27 protein-coding genes are annotated in these 19,623 nt (G+C 71.2%); 18 read left to right on the top strand and 9 right to left on the bottom strand.

The features are described 5' to 3' along the window. Positions 1-6 precede the first annotated feature (6 nt). Positions 7-570 (bottom strand): YbaK/EbsC family protein, encoded by a 564-nt coding sequence (locus SNOUR_RS18510; protein ID WP_067348524.1) that lies wholly within the window; start codon positions 568-570, stop codon positions 7-9. Between the two features lie 434 nt (positions 571-1,004). Here SNOUR_RS18510 and SNOUR_RS18505 point away from each other — a divergent pair, with 434 nt between their 5' ends. The 3 genes from SNOUR_RS18505 (at position 1,005) to SNOUR_RS18495 (ending at position 4,594) form a co-directional block, all read left to right on the top strand. Then, a complete protein-coding gene (locus SNOUR_RS18505) occupies positions 1,005-1,913 on the top strand; it encodes a glycerophosphodiester phosphodiesterase (protein ID WP_079142759.1) in 909 nt (302 codons plus the stop codon). Positions 1,914-2,310: 397 nt separating this feature from the next. After that, complete coding sequence (locus tag SNOUR_RS18500; protein ID WP_067348522.1) at positions 2,311-3,594, top strand: acyltransferase family protein; 1,284 nt, start codon at positions 2,311-2,313, stop codon at positions 3,592-3,594. Positions 3,595-3,766: 172 nt separating this feature from the next. Next, a complete protein-coding gene (locus tag SNOUR_RS18495) occupies positions 3,767-4,594 on the top strand; it encodes an arylamine N-acetyltransferase family protein (protein WP_067348521.1) in 828 nt (275 codons plus the stop codon). 13 nt (positions 4,595-4,607) lie between these two features. Here the strand turns inward: SNOUR_RS18495 and SNOUR_RS18490 are convergent, their stop codons facing one another. The 4 genes from SNOUR_RS18490 to SNOUR_RS18475 form a co-directional block, all read right to left on the bottom strand. Then, on the bottom strand, positions 4,608-5,036 hold the full coding sequence (locus tag SNOUR_RS18490; protein WP_067348519.1) for a RidA family protein: 429 nt from the start codon (positions 5,034-5,036) through the stop codon (positions 4,608-4,610). Next, positions 5,033-5,872, bottom strand: a complete 840-nt coding sequence (locus SNOUR_RS18485) for a DeoR/GlpR family DNA-binding transcription regulator (RefSeq protein ID WP_067348518.1) — start codon at positions 5,870-5,872, stop codon at positions 5,033-5,035. The genes SNOUR_RS18490 and SNOUR_RS18485 overlap by 4 nt, the downstream gene beginning before the upstream one ends. 181 nt (positions 5,873-6,053) lie before the next feature. Next, on the bottom strand, positions 6,054-7,070 hold the full coding sequence (locus tag SNOUR_RS18480) for an alpha/beta hydrolase (protein WP_067348516.1): 1,017 nt from the start codon (positions 7,068-7,070) through the stop codon (positions 6,054-6,056). 120 nt (positions 7,071-7,190) lie between these two features. Continuing rightward, entirely contained in the window at positions 7,191-8,870 is a 1,680-nt protein-coding gene (locus tag SNOUR_RS18475) for a bifunctional 3'-5' exonuclease/DNA polymerase (RefSeq protein ID WP_067348515.1), read from the bottom strand. 315 nt (positions 8,871-9,185) lie between these two features. On the opposite strand from SNOUR_RS18475, the gene SNOUR_RS18470 reads away from it, so the two are divergent. From SNOUR_RS18470 to SNOUR_RS18435, 8 genes are all read left to right on the top strand, one after another. Further along, positions 9,186-9,440 carry a chaplin gene (locus SNOUR_RS18470; protein ID WP_067358475.1) on the top strand — a complete coding sequence of 85 codons (255 nt, stop codon included), beginning with the start codon at positions 9,186-9,188 and terminating at the stop codon, positions 9,438-9,440. Between the two features lie 249 nt (positions 9,441-9,689). Next, the gene (locus SNOUR_RS18465; protein ID WP_067348513.1) at positions 9,690-10,106 is read left to right on the top strand and encodes a rodlin; all 417 of its coding nucleotides are present in this window, start codon (positions 9,690-9,692) and stop codon (positions 10,104-10,106) included. Positions 10,107-10,400: 294 nt separating this feature from the next. Then, the gene (locus SNOUR_RS18460) at positions 10,401-10,634 is read left to right on the top strand and encodes a chaplin (RefSeq protein ID WP_039634229.1); all 234 of its coding nucleotides are present in this window, start codon (positions 10,401-10,403) and stop codon (positions 10,632-10,634) included. A gap of 271 nt (positions 10,635-10,905) precedes the next feature. After that, complete coding sequence (locus SNOUR_RS18455; protein ID WP_067348511.1) at positions 10,906-11,208, top strand: hypothetical protein; 303 nt, start codon at positions 10,906-10,908, stop codon at positions 11,206-11,208. Positions 11,209-11,498: 290 nt separating this feature from the next. Beyond that, positions 11,499-11,912 carry a rodlin gene (locus tag SNOUR_RS18450; RefSeq protein WP_067348510.1) on the top strand — a complete coding sequence of 138 codons (414 nt, stop codon included), beginning with the start codon at positions 11,499-11,501 and terminating at the stop codon, positions 11,910-11,912. A gap of 387 nt (positions 11,913-12,299) precedes the next feature. Then, entirely contained in the window at positions 12,300-12,755 is a 456-nt protein-coding gene (locus tag SNOUR_RS18445) for a rodlin (protein WP_067348507.1), read from the top strand. Between the two features lie 140 nt (positions 12,756-12,895). Beyond that, positions 12,896-13,396, top strand: a complete 501-nt coding sequence (locus SNOUR_RS18440; protein WP_079142758.1) for a chaplin — start codon at positions 12,896-12,898, stop codon at positions 13,394-13,396. Positions 13,397-13,718: 322 nt separating this feature from the next. Next, positions 13,719-14,564 (top strand): nitrilase-related carbon-nitrogen hydrolase, encoded by an 846-nt coding sequence (locus SNOUR_RS18435; RefSeq protein ID WP_067348503.1) that lies wholly within the window; start codon positions 13,719-13,721, stop codon positions 14,562-14,564. A 15-nt stretch (positions 14,565-14,579) separates the two neighbouring features. Here SNOUR_RS18435 and tatA read toward each other — a convergent pair whose 3' ends face one another. From tatA to rpmB, 3 genes are all read right to left on the bottom strand, one after another. Continuing rightward, on the bottom strand, positions 14,580-14,777 hold the full coding sequence (gene tatA / locus SNOUR_RS18430) for a Sec-independent protein translocase subunit TatA (protein WP_067348501.1): 198 nt from the start codon (positions 14,775-14,777) through the stop codon (positions 14,580-14,582). Between the two features lie 108 nt (positions 14,778-14,885). After that, positions 14,886-15,191 (bottom strand): 30S ribosomal protein S14, encoded by a 306-nt coding sequence (rpsN, locus tag SNOUR_RS18425; protein WP_067348498.1) that lies wholly within the window; start codon positions 15,189-15,191, stop codon positions 14,886-14,888. After that, entirely contained in the window at positions 15,191-15,427 is a 237-nt protein-coding gene (gene rpmB / locus SNOUR_RS18420) for a 50S ribosomal protein L28 (protein ID WP_067348495.1), read from the bottom strand. The genes rpsN and rpmB overlap by 1 nt, the downstream gene beginning before the upstream one ends. Positions 15,428-15,500: 73 nt before the next feature. Here rpmB and rpmG point away from each other — a divergent pair, with 73 nt between their 5' ends. The 7 genes from rpmG (at position 15,501) to SNOUR_RS18385 (ending at position 18,729) form a co-directional block, all read left to right on the top strand. Continuing rightward, the gene (gene rpmG / locus SNOUR_RS18415; protein WP_039634212.1) at positions 15,501-15,665 is read left to right on the top strand and encodes a 50S ribosomal protein L33; all 165 of its coding nucleotides are present in this window, start codon (positions 15,501-15,503) and stop codon (positions 15,663-15,665) included. A 5-nt stretch (positions 15,666-15,670) separates the two neighbouring features. After that, complete coding sequence (locus SNOUR_RS18410; RefSeq protein ID WP_039634210.1) at positions 15,671-15,925, top strand: type B 50S ribosomal protein L31; 255 nt, start codon at positions 15,671-15,673, stop codon at positions 15,923-15,925. Further along, on the top strand, positions 15,925-17,073 hold the full coding sequence (locus SNOUR_RS18405; protein ID WP_067348493.1) for a CobW family GTP-binding protein: 1,149 nt from the start codon (positions 15,925-15,927) through the stop codon (positions 17,071-17,073). The genes SNOUR_RS18410 and SNOUR_RS18405 overlap by 1 nt, the downstream gene beginning before the upstream one ends. 112 nt (positions 17,074-17,185) lie before the next feature. After that, on the top strand, positions 17,186-17,422 hold the full coding sequence (gene rpsR, locus SNOUR_RS18400; protein ID WP_067348491.1) for a 30S ribosomal protein S18: 237 nt from the start codon (positions 17,186-17,188) through the stop codon (positions 17,420-17,422). 99 nt (positions 17,423-17,521) lie between these two features. Further along, entirely contained in the window at positions 17,522-17,893 is a 372-nt protein-coding gene (locus tag SNOUR_RS18395) for a metalloregulator ArsR/SmtB family transcription factor (RefSeq protein ID WP_312632707.1), read from the top strand. Next, positions 17,890-18,372 carry an SRPBCC family protein gene (locus tag SNOUR_RS18390; RefSeq protein WP_067348488.1) on the top strand — a complete coding sequence of 161 codons (483 nt, stop codon included), beginning with the start codon at positions 17,890-17,892 and terminating at the stop codon, positions 18,370-18,372. Before SNOUR_RS18395 ends, SNOUR_RS18390 begins: the two co-directional genes overlap by 4 nt. 117 nt (positions 18,373-18,489) lie before the next feature. Continuing rightward, positions 18,490-18,729 (top strand): DUF397 domain-containing protein, encoded by a 240-nt coding sequence (locus SNOUR_RS18385; RefSeq protein ID WP_039634203.1) that lies wholly within the window; start codon positions 18,490-18,492, stop codon positions 18,727-18,729. Between the two features lie 110 nt (positions 18,730-18,839). Here the strand turns inward: SNOUR_RS18385 and SNOUR_RS18380 are convergent, their stop codons facing one another. Further along, positions 18,840-19,349: an ATP-binding protein gene (locus tag SNOUR_RS18380; protein WP_067348485.1), complete on the bottom strand. Its 510-nt coding sequence runs from the start codon at positions 19,347-19,349 to the stop codon at positions 18,840-18,842. Positions 19,350-19,623 lie beyond the last annotated feature (274 nt).

Below are 19,623 nucleotides of genomic sequence, written 5' to 3'. Positions count from 1 at the left end.
TGGGTCTCAGGTGGCCAGTTGGGGGAGGACCTCGGCGCCGGGGAGTTGGGTCAGGAAGCGGCCAGACAGGATGATCTTGCCGCGGCGGCGGCCGCTGCCGATGAGGACGTGGGGGATGGCGGCGACCGCCTCGTCGATCAGGACGGGCCAGTCCGCCGGCAGGCCGAGCGGGGAGATGCCGCCGTATTCCATGCCGGTTTCCGCGACGGCGGTCTCCATGGGGGCGAAGCTGGCCTTGCGGGCGCCGAGGTGCTTGCGGACGGTCCTGTTGACGTCGACCCGGGTGGTCGCCAGCGCGACGCAGGCGGCGAAGGTGACGTTCTCGCCGCGCTTGGCGCTGACGATCACGCAGTTCGCGGAGAGCTCCAGCGGTACGTCGTAGCTGTCGCAGAAGACGGAGGTGTCGGCCTTCTCCGGATCGGTGTCGACGACCAGCACCGACTCCACCGGCTCGGCTCCGGCCCACGTGCGCAGGGCCGCGGCGGTGGGGTCCGCCACCAGTTCCGGACGGTCGACGGCTCGCCAGGCTGCTTCGAATCGGCCGAACGGCGTGGTCGGAGAGTTGATCACCGTCCCATGGTAGGGGAACGGCCCTCGCCCGAGGGGGCGTTGGGCGGGTGCCTGCGGGCGGTCCGCGGCCCGGTCGGGCGGTCCGCCGTGCTGCCCGGGGAGTGGGTGTGACCTGCGGATTCCTGGGTCTGGGCAGTGCGGTGCCGGGGTGCCTGCGGGCGGTGGCCAATCCGCTGGTGCGGGACGCGGAGCTGTGGCGGGGCCGCGCCCGGCGGGCCCGCACGGATGGAGGCCTCCGGGCGCGGCCGCCGCGGGACGTCGCTGACCTGCGAAAAGAGCGGAGGAGGGGAGCCACGGGGGAGCGCCGGCGGGAGCCCTCGCGTGGCGGCGGTGCCGGGATGGGGGCAAGGTCGGTAGGCAGGGCGGATCCGGAGCCCTAGGGGGCGTACCTGACGCAGATGGCACATTCTGCGCGAGTGACCTGGAGGCTCCGCATGCTTCGGAGAACGGTGCGGATCCGGCAGCCGTTGCGGGGCGCGTCCGGTGCCCTCGCGTTCGTCATCACGGCGACCATGGCGTCGTCCGCGCTGGCCTCCGGCCCGGACGAGCGGCAGCAGCTGGCCACCCGGGGCGGGACGCTGGTGAGCCTCCGGGTGGGGCAGCGCGAACCGTTCGTGATCGCGCACCGGGGCGCGTCCCGGTACGCACCGGAGAACACCCTCGCGGCGATCGACGCGGCGCACAGCCGGGGGCTGGTGTGGGTCGAGAACGACGTGCAGCGGACCAAGGACGGCCGGCTGATCGTGATGCACGACGACACGCTCAACCGGACCACCGACGCCGCGCGGGTGTTCCCGCACCGGGCGCCGTGGCGGGTGCGGGACTTCACCGCGGCGGAGATCGCGCGGCTGGACGCCGGGAGCTGGTTCGGGAAACGGTTCGCCGGTGAGCGGGTGCCCACGCTCGCCGACTATCTGCACAGGCTGGACCGCAATCAGCAGGGCCTGCTGCTGGAGCTGAAGCAGCCCGAGCTGTATCCGGGAATCGAGGCGCAGGCCCTCCGTGAACTGCGGGAGCTGGGCTGGCTGAACCGTGCGCACATCCGTAATCGGCTGGTGATCCAAAGCTTCTGCGTGCGCTGTGTGAAGCGGGTACACAAGCTGATGCCGCAGGTGCGGACGGGGATTCTGGGGCGGCCCCCGATCAGCAAACTGCGGCGTTATGCGCGCTTCGCCGACCAGATCAATCCACGGATGTCCGAGGTCGGTTCGCGGTGGACCCGGGCCGTGCACCGGCTGAGCGGGCCGCACGGCCGGCCGCTGGAGATCTACGCGTGGGGCGTCGGCCCGGAGGCGAGCGTGCGGGCCGTACGGGCACAGGGCGTAGAAGGCGTTATCGACTGATCACCCGTTCCGTGGGGGATGCGCGGCGGGCCCGGCGCGGACCCGTGGCATGCGGAAGAGGCCGCGGGGCGTTCCCGAACGTGCGGAGTTGTTCTGGAGCGGGTGGGTTTTTCGTGTCTGCCGGAGTTGCGACCGCTCGTCCGCCCGCTACGGGTGTAGTCTCCCGCCCACGTTTTGCGGCGATTCGCCCGACTGTGGTGAGGGTGTGAACCCGGTGGGCGGTGCCGCCCGAGCGGGATTTACGGGATTCCGTCGGCGCGGCTAAGGTGCCAGGGATGTTCGCCGCCACACTCCCCGTAAACCGACTAAGACGCTGGATTCGGCCTGTGGGTTCCGTTGTGGAGCCGGTTGATTCGGTGCGTCCGGATCCTCCCGCAGGCGCTTTCCGGGAGGGCCGTTGACGAACGAGTTTCCGGCGTACGGCCGGCGGCGGGTGCCGCTGCCCGCGCCGCGGCAGATGCCGCAGGACCCGCTGCACACGGCGGGTGCGGCCGAGCGGGTGGACGGGGCACGTGTGTCGACGGCCACGATCCCCCCGGTCCCGCCCCCCGGGCCGGTGGCGGGCGAGGGCGGAGGAGGGAGCAGACGGCACGCCAAGGGGCGCGCCGGCCGGGCGCACGCCGGCACCGGCCGGGCGGCGCGCGGCGGTGCGCGGAGCACGACCCGTGACGCGTTCTTCGACAACGCCAAGTACCTGGCGATCGTGCTGGTGGCGATGGGCCACTCCTGGGAGCCGCTGCGCTCCGGCAGCCGGTCGGCGGCGGCGCTCTACCTCGCCGTCTACGCCTTCCACATGCCGGCCTTCATCATCATCTCCGGCTATTTCTCGCGCAGTTTCGACATGCGCAAGGACCGGTTGCGGCGGTTGATCACCGGGGTCGCCGTCCCCTACGTCCTCTTCGAGGTCGCCTACACCTTCTTCAAGCGCTGGGCGGACGACGACCCGGGCTACCCGATCACCCTCCTGCAACCCTGGTACCTGACGTGGTTCCTGGTCGCCCTCTTCATCTGGCGGCTGACCACCCCGCTGTGGAAGATCGTGCGCTGGCCGCTGCCGCTCGCGCTGACGATCGCGGTCCTGGCCTCCTTCTCACCGGAGATCGGCGACGACCTCAACCTCCAACGCGTGCTCCAGTTCCTGCCGTTCTTCGTGCTGGGGCTCACCCTGCGGCCCGAGCACTTCCAGCTCCTGCGCGGCCGGTCGGTGCGGCTCGCCGCGCTGCCGGTCGTCGCCGGCGCGCTGGTCTTCGCCTACTGGGCCGCGCCGCGGATGAACGCCGCGTGGTTCTACCACCGCGACAGCGCCCAGGAGCTGGGCGCCCCCTGGTGGAGCGGGGCGGTGATGACACTGGCGATGTTCGGCTGCTCGCTGGTGCTGGTGGCCTGCTTCTTCGCCTGGGTGCCGGGCCGCCGGACGTGGTTCACGGTGCTGGGCGCGGGCACCCTCTACGGCTATCTGCTGCACGGCTTCCTCGCCAAGGGGTCGCGCTTCTGGCACTGGTACGACAACGCCTGGCTGCACACGCCGTGGGGTCAGGTGCTGCTGACCCTGCTCGCGGGCGCCCTCGTCACCCTGCTGTGCACGCCGCCGGTGCAGCGGATCTTCCGGTTCGCCGTGGAGCCCAGGATGGCCTGGGCGTTCAAGCCCGACCCGGTGGGGACGGCGCGCGGGCGGAGGTGAACGGTGCCGGCCCACCGGTGAGCCCGCGGGAGGAGGGCCATCCGTCGCGGGTCCTAGGTCGTGTCCGCGGCGCGACGTCGTACCGTTGGCCGATTCGTCGCGGTGCCGCTGTCTCATAGGCTCCGTTGCGGCTTCCCCGGGAGGGGGACGCCACGACGAAGGGGGAGACACCATGACCGGATCCACCTGGGGCGGCGACCAGCTCGACCTGGACGCCTACCTGACGCGCATCGGCTACGAGGGCGACCGCCGGCCGACCCTGGAGACCCTGCGCGGACTGCACGCCGCGCACAGCGACTCCCTCGGCTTCGAGAACATCGAGATCGTGCTGGGCCGCCCGATCCTGCTGGACCTGGAGGCGCTCCAGGCCAAGATGGTCCGGCAGCGGCGCGGCGGCTACTGCTACGAGCAGAACCTCCTCTACGCCGCCGCCCTGGAGCGCCTCGGCTTCCGCGTCCGCGGGCTCGGCGCCCGGATCCGGATGGGCGAGGACAAGGTCCGCCCGGTCACCCACGCCCTGTTGAAGGTGGAGCTGGACGGCACGGACTGGATCACCGACGTCGGCTTCGGCGGCGAGGCGCTGCTCGCCCCGATCCCGCTGCGGGACGGCGTCGAGGAACGGCAGGGCGCCTGGACCTTCGGCGTGGTCCACGAGAAGGAGACCGAGGCGTGGGTGCTGCGCTCGCGCCATGCGGACGGGTGGTTCGACCTCTACGCCTTCGGTGCCGAGCAGCGCTTCCCGGTCGACTACACCGTCTCCAACCACTACATATCGACCCACCCGCGGTCGCCGTTCACGGGCCGGATCGTGGTGCAGAAGCCCGGGCCCGAACTGCGCAGCACGCTGGTCGGCCGGGAGCTGACCCGCACCCGGCCGGACTGGTCGCGCGAGGTGCGCGAGGTCGCCCCGGAGGAGATCCCGGGCCTGCTGGACACCGAGTTCGGGATCACGCTGTCCGCGGCGGACGCCGAGGCGCTGGTGGCGACGTACGGGCGGTGAGTGGCCGGGCGGGCTACCGCACCACCGCGATGCCCTCGATCTCGACCAGGGCCGCCTCGTCCCACAGGCGGTCGGCGCCGATCACGGCCATGGCCGGGAAGTCGCTGCCGACCAGCCGCTTCCACGCCCGGCCGAGCTCCTTGGCGTGACGGCGGTAGTCGGCGACGTCGACCGCGAAGACGGTCAGCTTGGCCAGGTCGGAAGGGGCCGCCCCGGCGGCGGCCGCCGCCTGGAGGAGGTTGCCCAGCGCCCGCTCGAACTGCTCGACGATGCCGTCCCCGACGATCCGGCCCGCGCCGTCGAGTGCGGTCTGCCCGGCGAGGAAGACCAGGGTGCCGGGGGCGGTGACGCGCACGGCGTGGCTGAAGCCGGTCGGCGGCGCGAGGTGGGGCGGGTTGATGCGCTCCAGGCCGTCGCCGCTGTCGTCGTTGCTGCCGCTCATCCCCGCCGGCTCCTCTCCGTCGCCAACTCGTAACGCACTCCCAGGGATTGAAGCGCCTCCTGCTCCTCCTGGGGAAGGTGCTCATCGGAGATGACGAGATCGAAGTCGGCCAGCGGCGCCAGCTCGTACAGCGCCTGACGGCCGAACTTGGAGTGGTCCACCAGCAGCACCTTGCGCCGGGCGGCGGCCATCAGCGCGCGCTTGACCAGGACGTTCTCCTGCGCCTGGTGGTAGCAGTGGCCGTTGTCGACCGCGGAGGTGGACAGGAAGGCGATGTCCGCGCGGAAGCTGCGGGCGATGTCCGCGGTGGACATGCCGAGGAAGGCGTTGAACGCCGCGTGGTACTCGCCGCCCAGCGCGATCACCCGGATATCGGGCTCCTCCGCCAGCTCGTTGATGACCTGGAGGGAGTTGGTGATCACGGTGAACGCACCGCGCGAGGCGAGCGAACGGGCCAGCGGCAGCGCCGTACTGGAGTCGTCGATGATCACGGCCTGGCCCGGCTCGGCCAGGGCCAGCGCCGCCTCGCAGATGGCCTCCTTCGCGGCCACCTGCTCGTTGCCCCGCCAGCGCGCCGTGGACTCGAACAGCGCGCTGGGGGCGGCCGTGGCGCCGCCGCGCACCTTGCGCAGCCAGCCCTGGTGCTCAAGGGTGTCCAGGTCGCGATGGACCGTCATCTGGCTGACGCCGAGCTCCTGGACCAGCTCCTCGATGGTCACCTGCCCCTCGGCCAGCACCCGGTCGCTGATCCGCTCGTGGCGGTCCTTGGGGCTCAGCTTGGTGACCGGCGCCTGGCTGGCGTCCGGGGCGTCGGCTGCCCCTTCGGTGTCGGTCAACGCTGATCCCTTCGCGGCTCGGATGACTCGAACGGCTCGGCTGGTCCGAACGGCTCGGACGGCCGGCGTTCGCCTGCCGGCGGTCCCCTACCCGGCGAGTTTAGGACGTGGCGGGGGCGCGGCCGGCGCCCGTCGGGCGCGCCGAGGCCCGACGCGCCCTGGCGTCAGGGGCGGACCGCCCCTAGAACGTCCCGTGCAGCGCCGCCCGCAGGTGGCCTTTCCAGTGGGCCGTCGTCTCCCGTGCGAGCCGGGTGCCGGGGGCGCTGGACTCGAAGCCGTGCCAGGCACCGGGCACCTGGTGGACCGTCACACCCACGCCCGCGTCCATCAGGCGCCGGGCATACGCCAGGGCCGGTTCGCGCAGCGCGTCGAGGCCGCAGACCAGGATGTACGCCGGCGGCAGGCCCGACAGGTCGGTGGCGCGGCCCGGTGAGGCGTACGCGTCCGGCGCGGACCGTCGCTCCGCCGCGAACGCGCCCTCCGGGAGGTAGTGCCGCCACGCCAGCCGGACCATGCGCAGGATGTGCAGGCGCAGCTGTGGCCCGGCGTCCCCACCCGGCCCGTCGGCGTCTGCCGGGATCGGTTCGTCGGCGATCCGGTCGTCCACGTCCGGGACGCACATCGACTGGTAGGCGATCGCCGGGCCGCCGCGGTCCCGGGCGATCAGCGCGACCGCCGCGGTGAGCCCGCCGCCCGCCGACGTGCCGTGGACGGCGATCCGCTGGGGATCGATGCCCAGGTCGGCGGCGTGCGCGGCCGTCCACTCCAGGGCGCGGTAGCAGTCCTCCACACCGGCCGGATAGCGGTGCTCGGGCGCCAGCCGGTACTCGACGGCGATCGCGACGGTGCGCAGTTCGCGGCAGAGCGTGAGCGCGGTCCGGTCCTGCCCGGGGAGCGAGCGGCCGACGGCGAAGCCGCCGCCGTGGAGGTTCAGCACGGCGGGCAGCGGCCCGGTGGGCGCGGGGCCCGCCGCGGGCTTCGGGTGGTAGACCTCGACGGCCAGCGCGCTGCCGTCCGGCCGCGGGATGTCGTGGCGCTCGCTGCGCACGCCCGAGCGGTCGGCGGGGTGCGCGGCCAGCATCGCGTCGAACTGCGCGCGGGTGGCCACGATGTCCTCGTACGGGTCGGAGAACGGCCCCAACGGGCCGACATACGGCAGGAGTTCGGGGTGGACCGCCAAGCCGGGCGGGACGGGCATCGGCTGCCTCTTCTCTGCGCGTGCGGCGGGACGCCGCGGGACCTCACGGGCGATCAACGATGGAACGGCGGACCCTCGGCGCGCCAGGGGAGTTCCGGCACATCGCGGTGCGCGGTGCCGTCACTTCGCGTCCCCGTAGCACTCCACCACCGCCGTGGTGAACGGGAACCGCACCGGGGTGGGGCCGAAGGCGATCCGGCCCGCGGTGGCCGCCGCCGCCGTGATGGCCTCGGCGACCGTCGCGGCCTCGTCCGCCGGGCAGTGCACGATCACCTCGTCGTGCTGGAAGAAGACCAGCTCGGCGCGGAGCCCGCCGCGGGTCAGCGCATGGCGCAGAGCGGCCAGCACCAGCAGGGCCCAGTCGGCGGCGCTGCCCTGCACCACGAAGTTGCGGGTGAAGCGGCCGCGGGCGCGGGCCGCCGAACTGCTGCCGTAGCCGCCGGACCGCTCCTCCTCCTGGGGCAGGCCCGCCTCGTCGGGCGCCACCATCGAGGCGGGCGGGCAGGTGCGGCCCATCCAGGTGCGCACCAGGCGGCCCTCCTCACCCGCCCGGGCCGCGTCGTCGACGTACGCCACCGCGGCCGGATAGCGCCGGCGCAGGTCGGCCATGTGCTTGAGGGCGTCGCCCGACGTCTGCCCGTAGATGGCGCCCAGCAGGGCGAGTTTGGCCTGGGCGCGGTCGCCGCCGAAGGCGCGGGCGGCCAGATCCGCGTAGAGGTCCTCGCCGGTGCCGGCCACCTCCATCAGGCCCCGGTCGCGGGAGACCGCGGCCAGCACCCGCGGCTCCATCTGGTCGACGTCGGCGACCACCAGCCGCCACCCCGGATCAGCGCGCACCGCCTGCCGGATCACCTTGGGGATCTGCAGGGCGCCGCCGCCGTTGGTCGTCCACCGGCCGGAGACCGTGCCGCCGGGCAGGTACTCGGGGTGGAACCGGCCGTCGTGCACCCACTGCTGGAGCCAGGACCAGCCGTGGGCGGTGTGCAGGCGGTACAGCGACTTGTACGCCAGCAGCGGCGCCACCGCGGGGTGGTCGATCTGCTGGAGCTCCCACTTGCGGGTCGAGGAGAGGGCGATGCCGGCGCGGGCGAAGGCCCTGATGATGTCGTTGGGCAGGTCGGGGCGGACCCGCGCGCCCTCCCCGAAGGCCCGCGACACCTCGTCGGCCAGCTCCGCCATCCGCCGTGGCTCCAGCCCGCCCGGAAAGCGCTCGCCCAGCAGGCCGTCCAGCACCTCGCGGTGCACGTCCGCGCGCCAGGGGATCCCCGTCCGCGACATCTCCGCGGCGACCAGCATGCCCGCCGACTCCGACGCCAACAGCAGTCGCATCCGGTCCGGATGCTCGGCCCGCGCGGCTCGGGCCGCCTGGTGGGCGTAGACCTCCAGCAGCGCGGTGAGCTCGTCGGTGCCGGGCGGCAGCGGCACCGGGCCCGGCTCGAACAGGGAGGGCTGGGTCTCGGCGGCGCGCACCGGCGCGTCCGTCGGCACCGGCAGGCCGTGCAGCCGCGCCCAGGCGGCGGCCAGCGAGCGCGGCTGGCCGGACTGGCCCTCCTCGTGGCCGATCAGCAGCGCCTCCGCGGCCTCGACGTCGTAGCAGCGCTCGACCCGCATACCGGCGTCCAGCAGTCGCCGGTAGATCTCCGCCGTGGACCGCCACACCCACCGCTCGACCTCGGGGCGCGACCGCACTGCCTCGACGAGCGAGGGCTCCGACACCACTGGTCCGGCGGGCCGGCCGTCCGGAGCGAGCGGGCAGAGACGAGCACCCCCGTCGCCCGTCTCCGCCACCGCCCATCTCATGGCCCCGAGTCTCGCACCAGGGTCTGACAACGGCCCCGACCGGCGCTCCCGGCACCCCCACACCCCGGCCACCCGCCTCGCGTGGATCACTGCCGCGCGCCCGTCGAGGCGCGACGACGACGGGGCCCGTGCCGGAACGACGCGGCGCCGCAGGGCCGCCGACCCACGCCACTATTGGGGAGCCTATGGTGCAACTCCCGCCTATCATCACCCATTTGGCTCCACTACTTTTCCCGGCTTTGTTGCGTTGAACTTCTTGTCGCTCCAGGCGGCGCGCACAGAAATCCTGAATGCTGCTCAGTGAAGAGGTACGCCGTGAAGTTTGTCTCCAAGGCCGTCGTCCTGTCCGCCGCCGCGGGCATCGCCGTGGTGGGCGGGGCCGGAATCGCCAGTGCTTCCGGGCACGGTGGTGGTGCCCACGCCAAGGGGAGTGCGGTGGGTTCGCCCGGTGTGCTCTCCGGAAACCTTATCCAGATGCCGATCCACGTCCCGATCAACGTGTGCGGCAACACCGTCGACTTTATCGGGATCCTCAACCCGGCGTTCGGTAACCTCTGCGTCAACGAGTGATCTTCGTAAGGTGATCGAGGCCCGTCCCGCTCGGGGCGGGCCTTTCATATGCGTAATTACCCTGCTGGGCTGGGGAGTTGCGCAGCATCGTGCCGCCCTGCCGCGAAGGGCCGACGCGTCGGCGGACGGGCGCGGTGATATGTGTCTATGGTTCCGCGGCATCCGAGTGAATCCGCGAAACCGCATTCTGGGAAGCGAGTTGACCAGTGCGCTCCGGATACGGGCACTCCGCTCCCAGAAGGGTAAACAGTGATCAAAAAGGTCCTGGCCACGACGGCGGTAGCCGCTTCCCTGGTCGGCGTCTCGGCGACGGTGGCCCCCCAGGCGATGGCGGGCGGCAAGCACCGCGGCACCGCCACGGTCAACGGCAATCGCGCCGTTTCCGCGTTCGGCAACTCCACCACGCACGGCAGGATGAGCCCGCAGCTGGAACTCGTCCAGGGCTCGCTGAACAAGCCCTGCGTCGGCCTGCCGCTCAAGGGGAACTTCGGCTCGCTGTTCGGGCTCTTCCCGGTCACGGTGCAGGACATCAACGTCCTGTCGTCGCCGCAGAACCAGCAGTGCACCGAGAACTCGACCCAGGCCAAGGGCGACGAGGCGCTGTCGCACATCCTGGACGACATCCCGATCGTCTCCGGCAACGGCGTCCGGAACCGCATCCGCTGAGTCGGCCGTCGGCCGCGGGCCCGGAGTTCCTGATTCCCCGGTCGGCGGGAATTCGTATTCGGCGGGCGCACCGTCCGCTCGAATGACGGTGTTTTTTTGCGGTTTTTATGTACGGGCACATCCGGAATTGCCTGTGCCATTCGGGCGATTCCTCCGAAAACTTCCCCATGGGAGTTTCGTCGACCCGGACAAATCGTTACCAATATCGACAGCGGAGTTACGGGCGGCCAGATCCGCGCCCGTGCGGCACGATGGTCGTGTGCGCTACGGATCCCGCTGCGGGAAGGGCTGAAAGTGAAGTACGCAAAGGTTGCAGCCGTCACTGCCGGCACGCTGATGGCAGTGGGCGCTGCTGCGCCGGCTTTCGCCGACGCGCACGCCGGTGGTGTCGCCAAGCGCTCCCCGGGTGTTCTCTCCGGAAATGTCATCCAGGTGCCGATCCACGTGCCGATCAACGTGTGCGGCAACACCATCGACATCATCGGGATCCTCAACCCGGCGTTCGGCAACCGCTGCATCAACCGCTGACTGCAGAAATCCGAGCCGTGTCGTGGTAACCGGCCCCGGCCCGCCATCGCCGCGTGTCGGGGTCGGTGGTTTTCAACCGCATTGCGGCGGCGTGCCGGGCGGCCCGGAATCTTTCGGGTGGCATACCTGAAGAATCGGCACTGCACGGTTTCTCCGGGCGATGGCACTCGTTAGGCACGGGGAAAGCGGTGATCCGAGCAGCGAAGCGATTGCTCGCGCGGCAGCGATGTCGCGATTCCATCGAGCACCGCACCAGAAGGGACAGTGGGAAGTGAAGTACGCGAAGTCTGCCGCGGCTGTCGCCGGCTCCGTCATGGCGCTGGGCGCGGCGGTGCCCGCTTTCGCTGCCGAATCCGGTGCGCCGAATCCGACCTCGCCCTCCATGAGCCTCAACGGCGGGCTGATGGATCTGCTGAACGGCAGTGGCCAATTGGACAGTCGCCAGATCAAGCCGCTGGTCGACACGGTCCGGGGTGTGGAAAAGACGGCCAAGCATCCCAGGCAGCTTCTCGGTGGTGCCACGGGGGCCACCAAGGACGTTCCGCTGCTGGGCGGGTTGCCGCTCGCCAAGTGACGGGCCGGCGAACCGGATTTCACTGTTCCGCGGGATCGCCCGGGGAATCGGCAGTGGCCGTGTGAAGCCTCAGCCGCCGGATCAGGCAGATAGGCGCCGATCGACTTCGACGGTCGGCGGGCTGATTCGGATGGTGGAGCACGGTCGCGGAATTCCGGCTGGGGTACCCGATCGGCAGGACGGATCGGCGTATCCAGCTCATTGCGCGCTAATGAGCACAACCGAATGCGCCCTTGCGAGTGGGCCGGATCGCTCGGCTCAAGGGCATCCCGAAACACGAAGGATCAACAATGATCAAAAAGACGCTGGCAACCGCAGCCGCGGCTGCGTCCATTGTCGGGGTGGCCGCGGCCGCCGCTCCCCACGCGATGGCCGCGGGCAACCGGCACGGGACGTCGACCGTCAACGGCAACGGCGCGAAGCAGGTCTTCGGCAACTCGACGACGTACGGCTACATGAGCCCGCAGATCGGCCTGATCCAGGGCTCGCTCAACAAGCCCTGCGTCGGTCTGCCGGCCAAGCTGAACCTCGGCTCGCTGGTCGGCGGCATCCCGGTCACCGTGCAGGACATCAACGTCCTGTCGTCGCCGCAGAACCAGCAGTGCACCGAGAACTCGACCCAGGCCAAGGGTGACGAGCCGCTGTCGCACATCCTGGACGACATCCCGATCCTCTCCGGGAACGGCAAGCACAACCGCCGCTGATCGGCCGAGGAACAACCGGGCCGCCCAGATTTTTCGAGTCTGGGCGGCCCGGATTTTTCATTTTTATCGCCCGACCGGCCGGTAATTGTTATTCGCTCGTGACCTTATGCGGTTCCGTCGACTCGTTAGGAATGGCGTGTGGAGGGATGCATGCCAATGCCCTCGCGAGATGATGGGGCTGCCTGGGCATTGGCATGCCGGTGAAAATGCTGCGTAGTACCCGAGAAATATCCTCGTGGTTTTGTGGGCCCGATGGTCTGCAGTAGGTCTTTTCGGGAGAATGATTGCCATCTATTTGGGTGATGGCGCGGAACTCGGGCGCCCGTGATCGGTTGTTTGAAACAGGGCTCCCGTGCCGGGAGTTCCTTCTCCTGAAGGGTTAGCGCGATGAAGAAAATGATGGCGGCCGCGACGATCGCGGCATCGCTCGTCGGAATTTCGGCCGCGGCGGCTCCAGCGGCTCTGGCGGACGGCAACCGCCACGGCACCAGCACCGTCAACGGCAACGGCGCCAAGGCGGTGTACGGCAACTCCCGGACGCACGGGAAGCTCAGCACCCAGCTCGGACTGTTCCAGGGCAGCCTGAACGACCTGTGCGTCGGTCTGCCGGCCAAGGGGAACTTCGGCTCGCTGTTCGGGTTCGTCCCGGTCACGGTGCAGGACATCAACGTGCTGTCGTCGCCGCAGAACCAGCAGTGCACCGAGAACTCGACCCAGGCCAAGGGCGACGAGGCGCTGTCGCACCTCGTGGACGACATCCCGATCTTCTCGGGCAACGGCGTGGGCAACGGAGCCAAGCACTACGGCAAGCACCACGGCAAGCATCACGGCAAGCGTCGCTGACGTCCTCGGCTTCGGCCGGGCCACCGTTTGCGACACCGGGCGGTCGGCGGGCGTGTACGCCGCCGGCCGCCCGGTCGTGTGTGCACCACGGGGGTGCGGGCGGGCGCCCGTACGTGAGCTGCGGAGTGAGGAGAGGGGATATGCGACAGGGCCTGAGGACGTGCCTGCTCGTTGCGGCGGCGTCGGGGGTGCTGGGGGCGGGTGTCGGGCCGGTGTTCGCGGATGCCGGTGCGCCGGGCGGCGCCGCGGACGCGCCGGGCGTGCTGTCCGGGAACGCGGTCCGGATGGAGGTGAACGCGCCGGCCGATGTGTGCGGCAACTCGGTGCTCGTGGTGGGGCTGTTGAGCCCGGACACGGGGAACCGGTGCGGGACCGGCACGGTGCCCGGGCCGGTGCTGCGGCAGGCGCCGGCGGGCGGGCCGCGGCCGGAGGGGCACCGGGGCCGACCGGTGCGGCGGTCGGTGCCGCGCGGCGATCACGACCGTCGGGTGGGCGCGGTGGCGCGGGCCGGGAAGTCGGCCGGGGAGGCACTGCTGGCGTCCACCGGGACGGAGCGGCTGGGGCTGGCGGCCGGAGCCGGTGGCGGGCTGCTGGCCACCGGGGCGGTGCTGCTGCGCCGGGCCCGTAGGCGCCGGGGCTGAGCCGGGCGGCGTCCGTGGGGCTCGGCGGCCGGCCGAGCGGGTGCGGCGGGCCGCTCGGCCGGGGCCGCCCGGTCGAGGCGGCGCCCGGGGCGCCGGACGTCCCGACCGCGGCCGTCGTACCGCTGGTGTCGGGCGGCGCTGCGGCTGGAAGTCGCCCGGGGTACGACGGATCGTGCGGATCAACGCGCGATGGCGATGCCCGGCACGGGAAGGATCGTTCTTTCGCTCGTTGGTGGGATGCGTCTTAACCGGATGTTTGGGGAAGAATCGGGTGAAGAGTAATAAAAGGTATTAATGGTGGTTGATCGAGGGGGAATGGGGCATGCTTGTCGCGCTGGCGCAGACGGACTGCGTGCTGGGGGACGTGCCGGAGAACCTGCGGGTCGCACGGGTGCAGATCGAGCAGGCGGCGGCCCAGGGGGCGGATCTCGTCGTCTTTCCCGAACTCAGCCTGCACGGCTACCACTTGGGGGCGCTCGAGCGGGACGAGTCCGTCGAGGCGGCCGATCCGCGGCTGCGGGAGCTGAGCACCCTGGGGCCCGCCGTGCTGGTCGGGTTCCACGAGCACACCAGTCTGCGGGCGTACAACACGTCCGCGTATTACGTGGACGGTGCGCTGGCGCACGCGCACCGCAAGCTCTACCTGCCGAACTATCTGGCCTGGGAGGAGCGCAAGCACGTCAGTCCGGGGCAGTCGCTGCGCGCTTACGAGCTGGCGAAGTCCGAGAACGGGGGGCGGGCGGCGACGTTGGTGTGCAACGACGCCTGGCAGCCCGTGCTGCCGTGGCTGGCGGTGCAGGACGGGGCGGAGGTGCTGTTCGTGCCGACCAACAGCGCGGCGAGCCTGGACCCGGAGGCGATGGACACCGGGCTGTACTGGGACACGCTGCTGTCCTACACGGCGCGAATGCTCCAGTGCTGGGTGGTCTTCGTCAACCGGGTCGGCAACGAGCACGGGGCGTCGTTCTGGGGCGGCTCGCGGGTGGTGGACCCGCGGGGGGCGGTGGTGGCCCAGGCACCCAAGTGGGAGCCCTCGCTGGTCACGGTGGAGATCGATCCGTCCGAGGCGCGGCGGCAGCGGCGGGCGGTGCCGCTGGTCGCGGAGGCCCGGCTGGGGCTGATCGACCGCGAGGTGCGGCGGTTGATCGACGAGGGCGGCGACCACTGACCGCGCCGGGCCGGGTCAGTGGCCGGCGGGCTGCTCCGCGCCGGTGGACTCGGTGGCGCGCTCGTCCTTGAGGGCCTTGGCCTCCGACTTCAGGATCCGCATGGAGCGGCCCAGGCCGCGCGCCATGTCGGGGAGCTTCTTGGAACCGAAGACCAGCACGAGGACGGCCACGATCAGGATCAGGTGCCAGGGCTCCAGGGCGTTGCGCAGCATGGGGTCTCGATTTCGTCGGGGTGCCTGCGGAGGTCCGTCCAGTATGACCCGAACGGCCCGGCCGCCCGGTCCAGGGGGCGTGCCCGGGACGGGCGGCCGGGGCGGGGGTCACCAGCTGGACTTGGTGACCCCCGGCAGGTGGCCCTTGTGCGCCTGCTCGCGGAGGTTGATCCGGGAGAGGCCGAAGGCGCCGAGGTAGCCGCGCGGGCGGCCGTCGATGCTGTCGCGGTTGCGGACGCGGGTGGCGCTGGCGTCCCGTGGCTGGCGGGAGAGCTCCCGGCGGGCCGCGCCGCGCTCCTCGTCGGAGGTGTGCGGGTCGCGGATCACGGCCTTCAGGAGGGCTCGGCGGGCGGCGTAGCGGGCCACCGTGGCGCGCCGCCGCTCGTTCTTGGCGATCTTGCTCTTCTTGGCCATCAGACCTTCCCCCCTCGGGCGCGGATGCGGACGACGGCGGCCTCGATGCCGATCGTGTCGACGGTCTTGATCCCCTTGGCGCTCAGGGGCAGCCGGACGTGCCTCCCCTCGCTCTCCAGCCAGTAGCGCTTGCGCTGGATGTTCGGGTCGAAGCGCCGGGAGGTGCGGCGGTGCGAGTGGGAGACGGTCTTGCCGAAGCCCGGCGCGCGGCCGGTCAGCTGGCAGTGGGCGGACATGGTGCGGTCCCTCCGGTGGTCGGGCCCTCCAAGGGCTTATTGAAAATGGAAACCATTTGCGTATACTACCCGTATGGCTCGCAACGAACTCCGCCCGGTCATCAAGCTCCGGTCCACCGCCGGCACCGGGTTCACCTACGTCACCCGCAAGAACCGCCGTAACGACCCCGACCGCCTGGAACTGCGCAAGTACGACCCGGTCGCCGGTCGGCACGTCACCTTCCGAGAGGAGCGCTGAGCCCGATGAAGCCCGGAATCCACCCCGCCTACGGGCCGGTCGTCTTCCGCGACCGGGCCGGCGACTTCGCCTTCCTCACCCGCTCGACCATGACCAGCGACAAGACGGTGGAATGGGAGGACGGGAACACCTATCCCGTCGTCGACGTCGAGATCTCCTCGGCGAGCCACCCCTTCTACACGGGCACCGCCCGGGTGCTGGACACCGCCGGCCGGGTCGAGCGGTTCGAGCGCCGCTACGGCAGGCGCGGGGCCCGCTGATGCAGCGGCTGAGCGTCGTGCTGGTGGGCGGGCTGCACGCGGACGCCCGGCGGGCCGCCGTCGAGCGGTTGCTGGAGACCGTCCCCGGCAGCGTCGCCCTCCACCACGACCTGGCCTCCGCGGTCGACGGCACGGTGCGGCGCACCGTCCGCGACGCCGGCGGCACGCTGGACACCGGCGAGGCGCCGCTGGTCAACGACTGCGCCTGCTGCGCACTGCGCGAGGACCTGGTGCCCGAGCTGGCGCGGCTGGCCGCGGGACGGACCTGCCGGCTGGCGATCGTCGAGCTGTGGGACTCGGTCGAGCCGAAGGCGATGGCCGAGGTGATCACCTCGCACGGGGGCGACGACCTGGAGCTGACCGGTGTGATCACCGCGGTCGATCCGGCGCTGCTGCTGCCCTGCCTCGCCAACGGCGACGACCTGGCCGAGGTCGGGCTGGCGGCCGCCGCCTCCGACCAGCGGACGGTCGCCGACACCTGGGCGCGGCAGCTGGAGTACGCGCCGGTGCTGGCGCTGGCCACGGGGGAGGAGCCCGCCGACGACGCCGACCGCGCGCTGCTGGCGCAGCTGCACCCGATGGCGCGCCAAGTGGCCGTGGACTCGGTGGAGTTGGCCGCCGCCGCGCTGGCCGGCTTCGACGTGGCGGCCGCCGCGGGCCGGCAGCACCCGGCGTGCGCGCTGCTGCCGCAGGAGGCCGAGGCGGCCGGCGTGGCCACGCTCGTCTGGCGCGGCGCCCGGCCCTTCCACCCCGAGCGGCTGTACGCGGCACTGGAGGACCTCTCGTGCGCGGCGGCGCGCAGCCGGGGCCGGTTCTGGCTGGCCGACCGGCCGGACACGCTGCTGTCCTGGGACGCCGCGGGCGGCGCGCTGTGCGTGGAGAACGCCGGGCCGTGGCTGGCCGCGCTGCCGGACGCCGCCTGGGAGATGGTGCCGCCGATGCGCCGGGCCGCCGCCGCGCTGGACTGGCACCCCGAACACGGCGACCGGGGCCAGCACCTGGTCTTCACCTCGCCCGGCCTGGACCGCGACGGGCTGCGCGCCCTGTTGGAGTCCTGTCTGCTCACCGACGCCGAGTACGCGGGCGGTCCGACGGCCTGGAAGGGCCTGCCGCCGGCCTTCGACGAACTGCTCGACCCGGTGTCGTGACGCCGCGCCGCACGCCGGTGCCGTGATCCGCGGTCCGTACCGCTCACCGCCGTGAACCGGCCGTTTCTCCGCCCGGAACCGGACCCTCCGCCCTCAGTAAGGAACCTCCGCCATGCCCCGACGGAACGACGTGCGGCGTAAGGCCGCCCCCCGCCCCAACCCGCTCGACGCGGCGGGCATCACGTACATCGACTACAAGGACACCGATCTGCTGCGGAAGTTCATCTCGGACCGCGGCAAGATCCGCAGCCGCCGGGTCACCCGGGTCACCGCCCAGCAGCAGCGGCAGCTGGCCCGCGCGATCAAGAACGCCCGGGAGATGGCGCTGCTGCCGTACGCCGCGCGGTGACGACACCGCGCGAGCGGGCCCCGGTCGCGACCGCATCCGCGATCAGTAGGAGATTCCCTACGTTTGACGAGTAGGGAATCTCCTACGTATTTTGGGGGTGTGAACGCCACTCCTGTACCGCCGCGCACCGCCCTGTCCGCACCGGACCAGGACCGGGTCTTCGCGGCGCTCGCCAACGCCACCCGGCGCGAGGTGCTCCGCCTGCTGCGGGACGACGGGCCGCAGCCCGTCCAGCGGCTGGCCGACCACTTCGCGATGAGTCGGCCGAGCCTGTCCGAGCATCTGAAGGTGCTGCGCCAGGCCGGGCTGGTGAGCGAGCAGCGGGCCGGCCGGCAGCGGATCTACCGCCTGGAGGCGGCCCCGCTCAGTGAGGTGCAGGACTGGCTCGGACCCTACGAGCGGTTCTGGCGCGCGAAGCTCGCGAGCCTGGGCGAACTGCTCGACCGCATCCCCCACGAAGAGGCGCAATGAACACCGATGACTTCCCGGCCCTCGACGACGACCCGGCGGACGCGACGACGATCCGCCTCGACCACTTCCTGCCGCACTCGCCGGCCAGGGTCTGGCGGGCGCTGACCGAGCCGGAACTGATCGCCCAGTGGATGATGCCGGGCGACTTCCGACTGGAGGTCGGCCACTGCTACGAGATGCGGACGCTGCCCCGGCCGAACAGCAACTTCTCCGGCACGGTCGTCGCCGAGGTCGTCGACTTCGAGGCGGAGCGGATGCTGCGGCTGCGCTGGCAGGATGCCGACGAGGGCCAGGGCAACCGCGCCGACTGGACCATCACCTGGATCTTGGAACCCGAAGGACGTGGCACACGTCTCTTCCTCGTCCACGAGGGCTTCGACCCGGACGACCCGTACCAGGTGCAGGCGCACCGCATCATGGGCGGCGGCTGGCGGTCGATTGTGACGGAAGCTTTGGGGAAGGTGCTCAACAAAATGTGACCGGCCCGGCACCCCCTGTCGTGCACGTGCATCTGCGCATGCATCCGCATGTGAACGCAGCTATGATCCCGGGCAGTTGACACCATTTATCACCGCGTTCACCACCGGGAGAGCCCTGTGCCCCACGCATACAACGGCATGGCCGCAACGGATCTCCGTGACGTGACATGGCAGAAGAGCCGGCACAGCAATTCCCAGGGGTCCTGCGTGGAGTTCGCGAAGCTGCCCGGCGGTGACATCGCGGTCCGCAACTCCCGTTTCCCGGACGGCCCGGCGCTGGTCTACACGCCGGCCGAGGTCGAGGCGATGCTGCTGGGCGTCAAGGACGGGGAGTTCGACCACCTGGTGCGGGACTGAGCGCACCGCGGCCCCGGGCTCCGGCCCTGTGGGCCCGCATACGAAAAAACGGGCGCCCGCGAAGAGCGGGCGCCCGGCGTATGGGGCGGGTGGCCACGACGGGCCGGCCGTCACGGCAGCCGGAAGAGGGCCCACACGATCTTGCCGTGCCGGCCACCGGGCAGCCGGTGCCAGCCCCAGCTGTCGCTGAAGGACTCCACCAGATAGAGCCCGCGGCCCGATTCGGCGACGGAGTCCGCCTCGCCGGCCTCCGGTGAGGCGTCGCTGGGGTCCCGTACCGCACAGACCAGGCGGGAGGACCAGCGCATCAGATGGAGTCGGGCGGGCAGACAGCCGTCCATGAAGTCCGCGCCGAATTCCGGGTGTTCCGGGGCGGCCAGGACCGCGTGCCGCAGGGCGTTGGTGACGAGTTCGGAGACCACCAGGCCGACGCCGTCGAAGAGTTCCTCCAGGCCCCAACCGGTGAGCGTTTCGCGGGTGAACTTCCGGGCGCCGCCGACCGATTCGTAGCGCGGCGGGAGCGGGCAGGACACGGATCCGGAGACGGCCAAGGGGTCGACGGGAGGAAAGTCCTGCCATAACGGCTCGAAGTCGAGCATGGTCGAAACCTTGGTCCCCATGCGAGGCACTCCTGGCGTTCGCGGACGTCATGACCCAGGCAGGTCAGCCGGATCTGGCGGATCTTTCACGAGCGTGCATGCGTGCGATGCCTATGGTTCCCAATGCGTAGGGCAGATGCAAGGGCAGATGCACGTGCAGCTGACGTGATTGCGTGGGGGTGGGCGCATAAGCACCGTATTCTTCCTGTGATTTCTTGTGGAGGGCTTGCGGGGGCCGCACATATCAGTAACCAGATGAGCACTGAACGAAGCCTGAACATGGCAGACTGCGCTT

Source organism: Streptomyces noursei ATCC 11455 (genome assembly GCF_001704275.1).
GTDB classification, from domain to species: domain Bacteria; phylum Actinomycetota; class Actinomycetes; order Streptomycetales; family Streptomycetaceae; genus Streptomyces; species Streptomyces noursei.
This window is presented reverse-complemented; position numbering and strand designations above follow the sequence as displayed.